The organism is Streptomyces sp. HM190 (genome assembly GCF_009857135.1).
In the GTDB taxonomy this organism is placed as follows: Bacteria; Actinomycetota; Actinomycetes; order Streptomycetales; family Streptomycetaceae; genus Streptomyces; species Streptomyces heilongjiangensis.
This window is the reverse complement of the sequence record NZ_CP047318.1, coordinates 2,903,397-2,917,299: the sequence shown is the minus strand read 5'-3', so window position 1 is coordinate 2,917,299 and position 13,903 is coordinate 2,903,397. Positions and strand designations below refer to the sequence as shown.

The following is a 13,903-nucleotide window of genomic DNA, read 5'->3' as shown; positions in this document are numbered from 1 at the left end:
TGGGACCTGGCGGGTAACCTCCAGCTCATGTCCCGCCATGTCGCGATCGTCACCGATTCAACGGCCTACCTGCCGCCGCAGACGATGGAGCGCCACGGCATCATCGCGGTGCCGTTGACCGTGGTCCTCGGCGATCAGGCGCTGGAGGAGGGCACCGAGATCTCGGCCCGCTCCCTGGCCCAGGCACTGCAGAAGAGACGGCCCGTCACCACCTCCCGCCCCAGCCCCGAGCTGTTCGCGGAGACCTACCGCACGATGGCCGAGGCGGGCGCCACGGGCATCGTGTCGCTCCACCTCTCCGCCGAGTTCTCCGGCACGTACGACGCCGCCGTGCTGGCGGCGCGCGAGGCGCCCGTGCCGGTGCGCGTCGTGGACACCGGGATGGTGGCGATGGCCCTCGGGTTCTGCGCGCTGGCCGCCGCGGAGGCCGCGGAGGCGGGTGGCACGGTCGACGAGGCCGTCACGGCCGCAGAGAAGCGGGCGGCGGGTACGTCCGCGTTCTTCTACGTCGACACGCTCGACTATCTGCGCCGGGGCGGCCGGATCGGCGCGGCGCAGGCACTGTTCGGCTCCGCGCTCGCGGTGAAGCCGCTGCTGCAGCTGGACGGCGGCCGCATCGAGATGCTGGAGAAGGTCCGCACGGCCTCCCGGGCGATCGCCCGCCTGGAGGAGATCGTCGCCGAGCGGGCCGGTGGCGCGCCGGTCGACATCGCCGTCCACCATCTCGCCGCGCCCGAGCGGGCGTCGGCGCTCGCGGAGCGGCTTCGCGAGCGGGTTCCGGGGCTCGCCGATCTGCATGTGAGCGAGGTCGGAGCGGTCATCGGGGCGCACACCGGGCCCGGGTTGCTGGCAGCGGTCGTTTCTCCTCGGTGACGGGTGACGGGTGACGGGTGACGGGTGACGGGTGACGGGTGACGGGTGACGGGTGACGGGTGACGGGTGACGGGTGACGGGTGACGGGTGACCCGCGGCTGTTGATCGTCGTCGGTGAGGCTTGTCGCTCGTATGGGTGGCGGAGTTGTCCACAACTGGGTAGTAATCCACGGGAATCGAGCAAGATCATCATGGGTGTGCGGTCTTGCCCCATCCTCGTCGCATGGCACTTCGATCACGTTCACGTACCGCGACAGTCACCAGTGGGCCGGGCCGGGGGCCGTCCTCCGACGGCCGCGTCCGCAACCGCGCCCGAGGGCCCAGGGGCCGCCGTGCCGGCCGCCACCGGGCCACGGCGCAGACGCTGAGGCTCCGCGCGGAGTCGCTCTTTCCGGACAGGCCCGCCGAGCCGAGGGAGTTGGGGCACGGCCCGCCGGGCGGGCGGAGGGGTGGGGCGACTGCGGGGACCGGAGACGCCGAGCCCGAGGATGCGGTCGCCGGCTGCGCCGGGGGCGGGGACACCTTGGACGCGGGTGTGAGGGGCGGCTGGCGGGATCGGATCGGACCGGCCGTCCGGGAGCGGCTGCCGTTGTGGTTGCAGGCGCGGTGCGGCATCGAGCGCAAGAGCGTGGTCGCGCTGAGCGTGGTGCTGGTCGTCGCCGCGGTCTTCGCGGGGCAGCACTTCTGGGCCGGACGGACCCAACCGGTGAGCGCCCCCGAGGTCGTCCGGGCGGGAACCCCGTCGGCTGCGTCGGCCCCGGCGGCGTCGTTCGGCGAGGAGGGCGGTGGCCCGGTGGCCGGAGCGGGTGCTTCGACCGGGTCCGGCGCGCCCACCGCCGGACCCTCGATCGTCGTGGACGTCAGAGGGAAGGTCCGCCGCCCCGGTGTCCAACGGCTCCCGGCCGGTTCCCGTGTGGCCGACGCGCTGCGGGCCGCGGGCGGAGTGCGCTCCGGCGCGCACACCGACGGGCTCAACCGCGCCCGCCTCCTGGTCGACGGCGAGCAGGTCCTGGTCGGCGGTCCGGCAGGGGTGGGAGCGGGTGCGGGCGGGGGTGCGGGGGTGGGCGGCGTGGCCGGATCCGTGGCCGGCGGAGCGGTCGCCGGAGCGGGCCCCGCGACACCTGTCTCGCTCAGTACCGCCACCGTGGAGCAACTCGACACGCTGCCCGGCGTCGGCCCCGTCCTCGCGCAGCACATCATCGCGTACCGCACCGAGCACGGCGGCTTCCGCTCGGTCGACGAACTGCGCGAGGTGAACGGCATCGGCGACCGCCGCTTCGCCGACCTACGGAACCTCGTACGGCCATGAGCGCGCGGGAGCCAGGAGAGCCGAGGGCCGCCGAGACGCGGGTCGGTGCGCGTGTCGAGTCGCGTACGGGAGTGGTGCGGGCGGGCCCGCGGCGGCCGACCGTGCACGCGGCCTCCGGGCATCGGCTCGGCGTCGCCCATCCGAGGCAGGAGGGCCCGACGGACCTGCGTCTCGTGCCACCGGCGCTGGCGGCATGGGGGACGGCGGCGCTGATGGTGCACGCCTCCACCGGGTGGGTCGTCGGCGTGGTCGCGGTCGGCCTGGCCGCGGGGGCCGGGCTGCTCGTCGCCCACCGAGGGCGGGGGCGGGCGTCGAGGGCGGGGTGGCGGCAGCCTCGTGTCAGGCCGGAATCCCGAGTGGAGCAGGAGTCCCCAGCGGTTCCTGAACCACCGGCGGGCCCGGAGCCGAGGGGCGGTCCGGAGCCGAGGGGCGGTCCCGCGTCGCAGGCGGGCCCGGAGTCAGAGGTCGGCCCGGTGCCGGGGGTGAGCCGGGTGCCGTACCGGATGCCGTTCTGCTCCGCAGCCGCGAAGGCGTCCGTCGCCGCCGTACTGCTCTGTGTCGCCGCCTCTGCTGCCTCCGCCGGGCTGCACGGGGCGGATCTGCGGCGCGGCCCGGTTCCCCGGCTGGCCGAGCGGTACACGCCGGTCACCGCCGAGGTCGAGCTGACGTCCGATCCCCGGCTCACCCGCCCTCGCGTCAACGGCGCTCACGCGGCCCCGACGGCCGTGCTCCTCCCGGCCGAGGTACGGAGGGTGAGGGGCCCGGACGGGACCGTGGTGGACACACGGACACCGGTGCTGGTGATCGTCGACGTGGCACGGCGGTCGTCGTCGGGGGAGAGGGGCCGTTCGCCGTGGCTGAAGCTACTGCCGTCGACGCGGGTGCGGGTGGCCGCGCAGGCCGTGCCGGCCCTGGCCGGGGGAGACCGGGTCGCGGCGATGCTGCGGGTGCGCGGCGGCAGGCCCCCGGAGGTGGTGGAGGAGGCGAGTGCGGCGCAGCGGCTCGCGGGGCGGTTGCGGGCGGGGCTGCGCGAGGCGACGGACGGGCTGGACGGGGACGCGCGGGCGTTGTTGCCGGGGTTCGTCGTGGGGGACACCTCGCGGGTCCCTGCCGAGTTGGACGAGGCATTCAAGGCGACCGACCTCACTCATCTCCTGGCGGTCAGCGGCGCCAACTTCACCATCCTGCTGGCCCTGTTCATCGGGCCGCCGGGGCTCGCCCAGCGGGCGGAGCGGCGGGGGCTCGCGCCCCGGCTGGGGATCCCGTTGAGGGCGACGGCGCTGGCCGGCGGTGCCCTGACGCTCGGTTTCGTGATCGTGTGCCGACCGGAGCCGAGCGTGGTGCGGGCGGCGGCCTGCGGGTCGATCGCGCTGCTCGCCCTCGCGACCGGGCGCCGCAGATCGCTCGTCCCCGCGCTGGCGACGGCCGTGCTGCTGCTGGTGCTGTACGACCCGTGGCTGGCCCGGAGTTACGGCTTCCTGCTGTCCGTGCTGGCGACCGGGGCCCTGCTCCTGCTCGCCCCGCGGTGGAGCGCGGCGCTCCAGCGGCGTCGGGTGCCGCCCCGTCCGGCCGAGGCGCTGGCGGCGGCGGGGGCCGCGCAGGCGGTGTGCGCGCCGGTCGTGGTGGTGCTGTCGGCGAAGGTGAGCCTGGTGGCGGTGCCGTGCAATCTGCTGGCGGAGTTCGCCGTGGCGCCGGCGACGGTGCTGGGGTTCGCCACGCTGGCGGTGGCGCCGATCGCGATGCCCGTGGCCGAACGCATCGCCTGGTGCGCGAGTTGGCCCGCAGGGTGGATCGCGGACATCGCGCGCGCGGGTGCCTCCCTGCCGGGAGCGGGGGTCGACTGGCCGGGCAGTTCGACGGGCGCGGCACTGCTGGCCCTCGTCACGGTGGTGGCGGTGTTCGTCGGGCGGCGGCTGCTGGGCCGCCCATGGCTGGTGGGAGCCTGCCTGGTGGTGTTCCTGCTGGCGGTGGTGCAGCCGCCGCCCCTGGCCAGGGTGATCACGGGGTGGCCGCCGCCCGGTTGGCGGTTCGTGATGTGCGACGTCGGGCAGGGCGACGCGACCGTGCTGGCGGCGGGCGACGGCAGAGGGGTCGTCGTGGACGCCGGCCCGGACCCGGTCCTGGTCGACCGCTGTCTGACGGCCCTCGGCATCACCGAGGTCCCTCTCGTGGTCCTCACCCATTTCCACGCCGACCATGTGGCCGGGTTGCCGGGGGTGCTGCGAGGGCGTGCGGTGGGGGCGATCGAGACGACCGGGTTCGAGGAGCCCGTGGAGCAGGCCGAGTTCGTGCACAGGGAGGCGGCGGCCCGGCGGATCCCGGTGACCCGGGCCGTCGCCGGGCAGGAACGACGCACGGGGGGCCTCGCGTGGCGGGTGCTGTGGCCGCCGGGCGACGCGGCCGTCCCGGACGGGCCGAACGACGCCAGCGTGACCATGCTGGTCCGCTCCGCCGGGCTGACCCTGCTGCTGCTCGGTGATCTCGAACCGCCCGCGCAGCGGGACCTGTCGAGATCCCCGGCGGTCGCGGAGGTGGCGGCGGTGGACGTGGTGAAGGTCGCCCACCACGGGTCGGTCTATCAGGACCCGGACCTGATACGGGTGATGGCCCCGCGGCTGGCACTCATCTCGGTGGGCGCCGACAACCCCTACGGCCACCCGGCGCCGAGCACGGTCGCGGCGCTGCGGGACGGGGGCGCCACGGTGCTGCGTACGGACGAGGACGGCGCGATCGCCGTCGCGGGTACGGCCGAGGAACTGCGGGTGGCGAGAGACTGAGGTCATGGATACCGCAGAGCTGGACGCCTACCTTCGCCGCATCGGAGCCGAGCACCCGGCCTGGCCCACCGTGGACGTACTGCGTGAACTGCACCTGCGCCATCTGCGGACGGTGCCCTTCGAGAACCTGTCGATCCACCTCGGGGAGGAGATCGTGCTGGAGGAGAAGCGGCTGCTCGACAAGATCGTGGGGGAGCGCAGGGGCGGGTTCTGCTACGAACTGAACGGGCTGTTCGGCGCGATGCTCGCGGCGCTCGGCTTCGACGTGACACTGCTCGCGGCGCGGGTCTACGGCGACGAGAAGAGCCTGGGCATCCCGTACGACCATCTCGCGCTGCGGGTGCGGACGGTGGACGGGGGTGACTGGCTGGCCGATGTGGGGTTCGGGACGAACAGCCACTGTCCGCTGGAGTTCGGGGGGAGAGGGGAGCAGGAGGATCCGGCGGGCACGTTCCGTGTGGTGGAGGCGGACCGGCAGAGCGGGGCGCGGGAGTTCGGGGACCTGGATGTGCTGCGGGACGGCAAGCCGCAGTACCGGCTGGAGGTGCGGTCGCGGGTTCTCGGGGACTTCGTGGCCGGGGCCTGGTGGCACAGCACCTCGCCGGCCTCGCACTTCACCCAGTCACTGGTCTGCTCGCGGCTCGGTGACGACGGGGGCCGGATCACGCTCAGCGGGCGCACCCTCACGGTCACGTCCCTGGAAGGTGAGAAGGAGGTGACCGAGCTGGGGACGGACGAGGAGGTCCTGGCGGTGTACCGGGAGCGGTTCGGGATGGAGTTGGGGCGGGTGCCGCAGGTGCGCGGGGCGGTGTAGGCGCGCGGGGCGGCGTGGGGCTGTGCGGGGCGGACGCCAGCGGGCGGCGGCCGGGTCGGGTCGGGTGTGGGGTGCCGGGCGGGGGCGGCGGGTGGGTCGCGGAAAATGGGGGCGTGAGCGATGTGAGACATGTGCTGGTGCTGCCCGATCGTGACGCCGCGGAAGAGGCGGCGGAGGCTCTCGGGGAGCGGTTCGGGCTGGCCGAGGAGCCCCAGCTGGTGCGGGACGCGCTGGCCGGGGAGGACGACGCTGAGGACGCCCAGTGGCTGCTGGTGCTGCGCGACGAGGACGGACGGCTCGATCCGGTGGCGCTGGACGAGTTCGCGGGGGAGTGGGAGGGGTGGCGTGAGGAGCCGTAGGGCTCGTTGTCGGTGCCCCGTGGGATGCTGTGCGTGATGGCCAAGAAGACCGCTCACGATGATCCCCTCGCCTCCGTCACCCTCGCCGTGGGCCAGGAGGAGCTGCTCCTCGACCGGGCCGTGCAGGAGGTGGTGGCCGCCGCCAGGGCCGCCGACGCCGACACGGACGTGCGGGACCTCACCTCGGACCAGTTGCAGCCGGGCACGCTCGCGGAGCTGACGAGCCCCTCGCTGTTCGCCGAGCGGAAGGTCGTGGTCGTGCGCAACGCGCAGGACCTGTCGGCCGACACCGTCAAGGACGTGAAGGCGTATCTGGGTGCCCCGGCCGAGGAGATCACCCTCGTGCTGCTGCACGCGGGCGGCGTCAAGGGCAAGGGGCTGCTGGACGCGGCGCGCAAGGCGGGGGCGCGGGAGGTGGCCTGCCCGAAGATGACGAAGCCGGCGGAGCGGCTGGCGTTCGTGCGGGGGGAGTTCCGGACGCTCGGGCGGTCCGCGACGCCGGAGGCGTGCCAGGCGCTGGTCGACGCGATCGGCAGCGATCTGCGCGAGCTGGCTTCGGCGGCCTCGCAGCTGTGCGCGGATGTCGAGGGGACCATCGACGAGGCCGTGGTCGGGCGGTACTACACCGGGCGGGCCGAGGCGTCGAGTTTCGAGGTCGCCGACCGGGCCGTCGAGGGACGGGCGGCGGAGGCGCTGGAGGCGCTCAGGTGGTCGCTCTCCACGGGGGTGGCACCGGTGCTGATCACCAGCGCGCTGGCACAGGGCGTCCGGGCGATCGGGAAGCTGTCGTCCGCGCGGGGCGGCAGACCGGCGGACCTGGCGCGGGAGCTGGGCATGCCGCCGTGGAAGATCGACCGGGTGCGGCAGCAGATGCGGGGCTGGACGCCGGAAGGTGTCGCCGTCGCGATGCGGGCCGTCGCCGAGGCCGACGCCGGGGTCAAGGGCGGCGGGGACGACCCCGAGTACGCGCTGGAGAAGGCGGTCGTGACCATCGCCCGAGCGGCGCGGTCCCGCCGGGGGTGAGCGCGCCGCCCTCGCCTGGCGCGAGGGAGCACGGAGTGGTTGCCGTGGCCTGCCCACTGCCCACTGCGCAACGCGAGAACCCGGCACCATGAGAACCCCACAACACGAGAACCCCACAACACGAGAACCCCACAACACGAGGACCCCGCAGCACGAGGACCCCGTCGTCCTCCCTGGGGAAGGGCGGGCGACGGGGTCCTCGGTTCACGATGGTGGACTTGCACCCGCGTGGCGAACGCAGGCCGCGTGCAGGTCCGGGGGTGCCGGGCGGGAGCGGATGAGAGAGGGCCCGCTGCGAATCCGTCCGGCGGTCAGATCAAAGGTGAAGCTCAGCCCTTGAGGGTGGCGACCTTGGAAGCAAGCGCCGACTTCTTGTTGGCGGCCTGGTTCTTGTGGATGACGCCCTTCGAGACGGCCTTGTCGAGCTGACGCGCGGCAGCGCGCTGGTACTCGGTGGCCTTCTCGACGTCACCCGCGGCAGCGGCCTCACGGGCCTTGCGGATCGCGGTCTTGAGCGACGACTTGACGGCCTTGTTGCGAAGGCGCGCCTTCTCGTTGGTCTTGTTCCGCTTGATCTGGGACTTGATGTTCGCCACGAATGAGCCTTTTCAGCTACTGGCGACCGAGGACATGCAGGGCATGCGGGCCCCGGGCACCTTTGGTTTTCTTTGGGATGTGCCTCCTGCAGAGAGGGCATGAGACACAGCCACCCAGGCTACCAGTGGCTCCGCGAGTGGCCCAAACCCGCCCCAGCCCCGCGCCCGTGGGACCATGGAGCCTACGTACAGACCCGGTAGACCCCGTTCGTACAGACCCGCTAGATCCGACCCGAGACCGCAGACGGCTGCGGACGCCTCAAGAATCAGGACCCTGCGTGCCCGCGATCCCTAGCCATGTGCCCGAGCCGAGCCGTACCGACCCGGCTCTGATCCGCAATTTCTGCATCATCGCGCACATCGACCACGGCAAGTCCACGCTCGCCGACCGGATGCTCCAGCTGACCGGTGTGGTCGAGCAGCGGCAGATGCGTGCTCAGTACCTCGACCGCATGGACATCGAGCGTGAGCGCGGCATCACGATCAAGTCCCAGGCGGTGCGTCTGCCGTGGGCGCCGACCGGCGATCCGGGCAACACGCACATCCTCAACATGATCGACACCCCCGGGCACGTCGACTTCACCTATGAGGTGTCACGGTCGCTGGCCGCCTGCGAGGGGACCGTCCTCCTCGTGGACGCCGCGCAGGGCATCGAGGCGCAGACCCTCGCCAACCTGTACCTGGCGATGGAGAACGACCTCACGATCATCCCGGTGCTCAACAAGATCGACCTCCCGGCCGCCCAGCCGGAGAAGTTCGCCGAGGAGCTGGCGAACCTCGTCGGCTGCGACCCCGACGACGTGCTGCGGGTCTCCGCCAAGACCGGTGTCGGGGTCGACGCGCTGCTCGACAGGGTCGTCGCCGAGGTCCCCGCCCCGGTCGGCGTCAAGGACGCCCCGGCGCGCGCGATGATCTTCGACTCGGTCTACGACTCGTACCGGGGCGTGGTCACGTATGTCCGTGTCATCGACGGCCAGCTCAACAAGCGCGAGCGCATCAGGATGATGTCGACGGGCGCGACCCACGAGCTGCTGGAGATCGGTACGAACTCGCCCGAGATGCTGGGGGCCGACGGCCTCGGCGTCGGAGAGGTGGGCTACCTCATCACCGGTGTGAAGGACGTCCGCCAGTCCAAGGTCGGTGACACCGTCACCAGCCAGCAGAAGGGCGCCACCGAGGCGCTCGGCGGTTACAAGGACCCCAAGCCCATGGTCTTCTCCGGGCTGTACCCGCTGGACGGGTCCGACTACCCCGAGCTGCGCGAGGCCCTCGACAAGCTCCAGCTCAACGACGCCGCGCTCGTCTACGAGCCGGAGACGTCCGCCGCGCTCGGCTTCGGCTTCCGCGTCGGCTTCCTCGGGCTGCTGCACCTCGACGTGATCCGTGAACGGCTGGAGCGCGAGTTCGGCCTCGACCTGATCGCCACCGCCCCGAACGTGGTCTACCGCGTCGTCATGGAGGACGGCAGCGAGCACACGGTCACCAACCCGAGCGAGTTCCCCGAGGGCAAGATCTCGGAGGTGTACGAGCCCGTCGTGCGCGCCACGATCCTCGCCCCGTCCGAGTTCATCGGCTCGATCATGGAGCTGTGCCAGACCCGGCGCGGTGTCCTGCTCGGCATGGACTACCTCTCCGAGGACCGTGTCGAGATCCGGTACACCCTGCCGCTCGCCGAGATCGTCTTCGACTTCTTCGACCAGCTGAAGTCCAAGACCCGCGGCTACGCCTCCCTCGACTACGAGCCCACCGGCGAGCAGACGTCCAGCCTCGTCAAGGTCGACATCCTGCTGCACGGCGACAAGGTGGACGCGTTCTCCGCGATCACGCACAAGGACCAGGCGTACGCGTACGGGGTCCGGCTCGTCGCCAAGCTGAAGGAGCTGATCCCGCGGCAGGCGTTCGAGGTGCCGGTCCAGGCCGCCATCGGCTCCCGGGTGATCGCCCGCGAGACCATCCGCGCCATCCGCAAGGACGTCCTCGCCAAGTGCTACGGCGGTGACATCTCCCGGAAGCGGAAGCTGCTGGAGAAGCAGAAGGAGGGCAAGAAGCGGATGAAGATGGTGGGCTCTGTGGAGGTTCCGCAGGAGGCCTTCATCGCCGTGCTGTCCAGTGACGACAGCGCCGGCGGCGCCAAGGGCAAGAAGTAGCCACCTGGGGGAATCCCCGCAGGTGCCGGCGGTAGCCGTTGTTACCCCCGGAAACTTGGGCAGGATGCGGGCCCGTCGCGTTTCGGCGCGGCGGGCCCGCATGTCTTCGGGGTGCGGTGGCCGCGTGCTCGTACGGTCGTTCTCGATGGAAAGTGACGGCCCGCCGCCCCTTACGAACCAGCCAACCTCGCTCTACCCTGATCACCACTCGATGGTTACTCGCGAGTTAAACAACAGCCGCTTTGAGCCAGCCGCCCAGTCCATGCTGACCCTGCCGCACTGTCGCGGGCCCCGGAGGATGTCGTGAGCGACACACAGACCCTGATCGAGAACCGACCGCCGTCCATGGCGGCCCTCTTCCTGGAGCGTGTGGCGGCCACGCCGGACGCGGAGGCGTTCCGCTACCCGGTGCCGCCCGCCTCGGGCCAGGGACCTTCGGACTGGAAGCCGCTGACCTGGGCGGAGGCCGCCGCGCGGGTCGACGCCATCGCCGCCGGGCTGGTCGAGCTGGGGGTTCGGCCCGAGGAGCGCATCGCGCTGTCCTCCGCCACCAGGATCGAGTGGATCCTGTGCGACCTCGGCATCATGTGCGCCGGTGCCGCCAACACCACGATCTACCCGTCGACCAACGCCGAGGAATCGGCGTACATCCTGTCCGACTCCGCCAGCAAGATCCTCATCGCGGAGAACGCCGAGCAGTTGGAGAAGGCCCGGGAGAAGAAGGCCGAGCTGCCCGAGCTGACCCATGTGATCGTCATCGACCCCGAGGGCGCCGACCTCTCGGAGGACTGGATCCTCTCGCTCGCCGATCTGGAGAAGCGCGGGACGGCGTACCTGGAGAAGAAGCCCGACCTGATCAAGGAGAAGGTCGGCGCGATCACCAAGGACCAGCTCGCCACCCTCATCTACACCTCGGGCACCACCGGCCGCCCCAAGGGCGTGCGCCTGCCGCACGACAACTGGGCGTACATGGGCAAGGCCATCGCCGCGACCGGCCTGCTCAGCCCGGAGGACGTGCAGTACCTGTGGCTGCCGCTCGCGCACGTCATGGGCAAGGTGCTGCTCTCCGGGCACATCGAGGTCGGGCACGTCACCGCCGTCGACGGCCGCGTCGACAAGATCATCGAGAATCTGCCGGTCGTGCGTCCGACGTACATGGCCGCGGTCCCGCGCATCTTCGAGAAGGTCTACAACGGTGTCGCCGCGAAGGCCCGCGCGGGCGGCGCCGCCAAGTACAAGATCTTCCAGTGGGCGTCCGAGGTCGCCCGCGAGTACGCCAAGGTCAGCCAGGACAACTTCCGCCGCACCGGCACCGCGTCCGTGCCGTTCGGGCTGGAGGCCAAGCACAAGGTCGCCGACGCGCTGGTCTACAAGAAGCTGCGCGAGGCGTTCGGCGGGCGGCTGCGCGCCTGCATCTCCGGCTCGGTGGCCCTGGCACCCGAGATCGGCTTCTTCTTCGCCGGCGCGGGCATCCCCATCCTGGAGGGCTACGGCCTGACCGAGTCCTCCGCGGCGTCGTTCCTGAACCCCGGCGAGGCGTTCCGCACCGGCACGGTCGGCAAGCCGCTGCCCGGCTGCGAGGTGCGCATCGCCGACGACGGCGAGATCCTGCTGCGCGGCCCCGGCATCATGCAGGGCTACCACGGGCTGCCGGAGAAGACCGCCGAGGTCCTCGAGCCGGACGGCTGGTTCCACACCGGAGACATCGGCGAGCTGTCGCCCGACGGCTACCTGCGGATCACCGACCGCAAGAAGGACCTCTTCAAGACCTCCGGCGGCAAGTACATCGCCCCGACCGAGATCGAGGGCCAGTTCAAGGCGCTGTGCCCCTTCACGTCCAACGTCATGGTCATCGGCGCCGACCGCAACTTCTGCACGGCCCTCGTCGCCCTCGACGAGGCGGCCCTCCTCGGCTGGGCCAAGGAGAACGGCCTGGAGGGCAAGTCGTACGAGCAGATCATCGCGGCCCCGGCCACGGTGGAGCTGATCGAGGGGTACGTCACCCGGCTCAACCAGGGGTTGCAGCGGTGGCAGACCGTCAAGAAGTTCCGGCTGCTGCCGCGGGACCTGGACGTCGAGCACGGTGAACTGACGCCGAGCCTGAAGCTGAAGCGGCCGGTGGTGGAGAAGGAGTACCAGCACCTCATCGACGAGATGTACGCGGGAACCCGGGAGAAGTAGCGAGGTCAGCTGTCCGGGTCCCCGGTCACCAGGGAACGGAGTTCCTGGACCTGTGCGCGGGCCTCCGCCAGGTCCGGGGGCTCCTCGGACAGCTGCTTCTCCAGCGCGCCCAGCCGGGACAGGACCTGTTCCGCCTGCTCCTTCCGCCGTGCCCGCAGTGCCTCCAGTTCGCGGGTCTTGCGGTGCATCTCCAGGAAGACGCTGACCTTCGCGCGCAGGACCCAGGGGTCGAAGGGCTTGGTCAGGTAGTCGGCGGCGCCGGTGGCGTACCCGCGGAAGGCGTAGCCCATCTCGGCGTCCGTGCCGGTGAGGAAGATGATCGGGACGTCCTTGGTCTGGTCGATGCGCTTGAGGTTGGCCGCCGTCTCGAAGCCGTCCATACCGGGCATGCGGATGTCGAGGAGGACGACGGCGAAGCGCTGCCGGAGCAGGGCCTTCATGGCCTCCTCCCCGGAACGGGCCCGTACCAGCGGCTCGTTGAGCGACGCCAGGACGGCCTCCAGCGCGATCAGGTTGTCCTCCATGTCGTCGACGAGGAGGATGCCCGCGCATCCGTCGGCCCGGTCCTGAGTGGTCATGGTGAGGGTGCCTCGTTCTCTTCGGTGTGTTTTTTCTCGGGCGACGGCTCGACGCCCTCCGGGTCCAGGACGGCGCACACCACGGTGAGCAGTTGGTCGAGGTCCACCGGCCTGGGTACGCAGTCGTCGGCTCCCCGGGCGATGGACTTCTCGCGGTCGCGGGGCATCGCCTTCGCGGTCAGCGCGACGTTGGGCAGACCGGCCCAGCGGGGCGTGCGACGTCGCGGTGGCGCTGCATCAGGGCGGCCAGGCGGGCGAGGCTGGACTCCAGCCAGTCCATCGCGCGGGTTGTCTCGCGGAGGTTGGCCACCATCGGGTTGATGTTGTCCTTCAGCTCGGCGACCTCGCCGCGCGCCTCCACCGTGATCGAGCGGGACATGGCGCCCTGGGCCATCGCCGAGGCCACCTCGGCGATGGCGAGGGCCTGCGTGGTCGGGTTCGGTGCGAGTTCGCTCACGTTCGTCGTCTGACGCTTCCAGGTGCCGTACACGCCCTCGACCCGGGCCTGCCCGCCGAGCTGCCCCTCCGAGCCGGCCTCGGGGGCCACCCGGGTCAGCTCACAGGTGAACAGCGGCAGTTGGTCCACCATCTGGTTCACCACGCGGCCCGAACGACGTGAATCGCCCCGTAGTCGCCGGATGCCGTCGTGCAGGTCGACGCGCTGGGTCAGGTCACCGCAGGCCACCGCGTCCAGCACCCGGGTGGCGTTCGCCGCGGGGGCGACCAGTGCGTCGAGCGTCTGGTTCACGTCGCCGACGCGGGTCGCCCACGCGCCCTGGCCGGGGTCGGCGGAGAGCCGCTCGTCCAGCCTGCCGTGCCGCACCGACTCCCGCTTGACGCGCTGCACTTCGCCGCCGACGTGGATGCTGCGGTCGGTGATCCGGTTGAAGAGGGCGCACCGTTCCGCCGCCGGTGCGGGACCCGTCTCCGGGGTCTTGACGAAGGTGCCGTCGCGCGCCGCCGTCATGGCGGCGGTGAGCGCGCGCAGGTCGGACACCCGGATCAACGCGTCCGTTCCGCTGTCTTTTTGACCGTCTTCGAGCGCCCGCGTAGCACTTTTCTCACTCATGGTTGCCCACTTCGGTGACTCGGCGCTTATGAGTGTGGCCAGTCTGTCACCCTTTCCCTGCAGCCTGAGGCCCAATCGTCCGAACTTCTCAGGGAGCCGCTCAGTGGGGGCCATACCGACGCAACGGGAGACCGTGCCAGGTTCTCCTGACGCGCCCGCGCACCCGGACGACGGGAG

Annotated in this window: 10 protein-coding genes and 2 pseudogenes; 8 read left to right on the top strand and 4 right to left on the bottom strand. The window is 71.6% G+C overall.

Going from position 1 to position 13,903, the window contains the following annotated elements:
• Positions 1-27: 27 nt before the first annotated feature.
• The 6 genes from GSY65_RS12180 to holA all read left to right on the top strand — a co-directional run bounded on the left by GSY65_RS12180 (position 28) and on the right by holA (position 7,155).
• Positions 28-873 carry a DegV family protein gene (locus GSY65_RS12180; RefSeq protein ID WP_159767352.1) on the top strand — a complete coding sequence of 282 codons (846 nt, stop codon included), beginning with the start codon at positions 28-30 and terminating at the stop codon, positions 871-873.
• A gap of 223 nt (positions 874-1,096) precedes the next feature.
• Positions 1,097-2,182 (top strand): ComEA family DNA-binding protein, encoded by a 1,086-nt coding sequence (locus tag GSY65_RS12175; protein ID WP_159767351.1) that lies wholly within the window; start codon positions 1,097-1,099, stop codon positions 2,180-2,182.
• Positions 2,183-2,283: 101 nt separating this feature from the next.
• Positions 2,284-4,959 (top strand): ComEC/Rec2 family competence protein, encoded by a 2,676-nt coding sequence (locus GSY65_RS12170; protein ID WP_236580201.1) that lies wholly within the window; start codon positions 2,284-2,286, stop codon positions 4,957-4,959.
• Positions 4,960-4,963: 4 nt separating this feature from the next.
• On the top strand, positions 4,964-5,773 hold the full coding sequence (locus GSY65_RS12165) for an arylamine N-acetyltransferase family protein (RefSeq protein WP_159767349.1): 810 nt from the start codon (positions 4,964-4,966) through the stop codon (positions 5,771-5,773).
• A gap of 113 nt (positions 5,774-5,886) precedes the next feature.
• Positions 5,887-6,132: a hypothetical protein gene (locus tag GSY65_RS12160; protein ID WP_159767348.1), complete on the top strand. Its 246-nt coding sequence runs from the start codon at positions 5,887-5,889 to the stop codon at positions 6,130-6,132.
• A gap of 36 nt (positions 6,133-6,168) precedes the next feature.
• Positions 6,169-7,155 carry a DNA polymerase III subunit delta gene (holA, locus tag GSY65_RS12155; protein ID WP_201452513.1) on the top strand — a complete coding sequence of 329 codons (987 nt, stop codon included), beginning with the start codon at positions 6,169-6,171 and terminating at the stop codon, positions 7,153-7,155.
• A 329-nt stretch (positions 7,156-7,484) separates the two neighbouring features.
• On the opposite strand, the gene rpsT is transcribed toward holA, so the two are convergent.
• Positions 7,485-7,751, bottom strand: a complete 267-nt coding sequence (gene rpsT / locus GSY65_RS12150) for a 30S ribosomal protein S20 (RefSeq protein WP_129309226.1) — start codon at positions 7,749-7,751, stop codon at positions 7,485-7,487.
• Positions 7,752-8,029: 278 nt separating this feature from the next.
• Between rpsT and lepA the strand changes: the two genes are divergently transcribed.
• Positions 8,030-9,898, top strand: coding sequence for a translation elongation factor 4 (gene lepA / locus GSY65_RS12145; RefSeq protein WP_159767347.1), 1,869 nt, complete (start codon positions 8,030-8,032; stop codon positions 9,896-9,898).
• A gap of 303 nt (positions 9,899-10,201) precedes the next feature.
• The gene (locus GSY65_RS12140) at positions 10,202-12,079 is read left to right on the top strand and encodes an AMP-dependent synthetase/ligase (protein ID WP_159767346.1); all 1,878 of its coding nucleotides are present in this window, start codon (positions 10,202-10,204) and stop codon (positions 12,077-12,079) included.
• A gap of 5 nt (positions 12,080-12,084) precedes the next feature.
• On the opposite strand, the gene GSY65_RS12135 is transcribed toward GSY65_RS12140, so the two are convergent.
• From GSY65_RS12135 to GSY65_RS12125, 3 genes and pseudogenes are all read right to left on the bottom strand, one after another.
• Positions 12,085-12,657, bottom strand: a complete 573-nt coding sequence (locus GSY65_RS12135; protein ID WP_159767345.1) for a response regulator — start codon at positions 12,655-12,657, stop codon at positions 12,085-12,087.
• Positions 12,654-12,878, bottom strand: a pseudogene (locus GSY65_RS12130) (hypothetical protein); the annotation flags it as partial. The pseudogene GSY65_RS12130 and the gene GSY65_RS12135, both read right to left, overlap by 4 nt.
• 77 nt (positions 12,879-12,955) lie before the next feature.
• Positions 12,956-13,726 (bottom strand): annotated as a pseudogene (locus tag GSY65_RS12125) (HAMP domain-containing protein); the annotation flags it as partial.
• Positions 13,727-13,903 lie beyond the last annotated feature (177 nt).

Bases quoted from the DNA above. Each gene is read 5' to 3' on its own strand.
- GSY65_RS12165 (WP_159767349.1), top strand. From the start codon at position 4,964: ATGGATACCGCAGAGCTGGACGCCTACCTTCGCCGCATCGGAGCCGAG.
- GSY65_RS12180 (WP_159767352.1), top strand. From the start codon at position 28: ATGTCCCGCCATGTCGCGATCGTCACCGATTCAACGGCCTACCTGCCG.
- GSY65_RS12135 (WP_159767345.1), bottom strand. From the start codon at position 12,657: ATGACCACTCAGGACCGGGCCGACGGATGCGCGGGCATCCTCCTCGTC.
- GSY65_RS12175 (WP_159767351.1), top strand. From the start codon at position 1,097: ATGGCACTTCGATCACGTTCACGTACCGCGACAGTCACCAGTGGGCCG.
- holA (WP_201452513.1), top strand. From the start codon at position 6,169: ATGGCCAAGAAGACCGCTCACGATGATCCCCTCGCCTCCGTCACCCTC.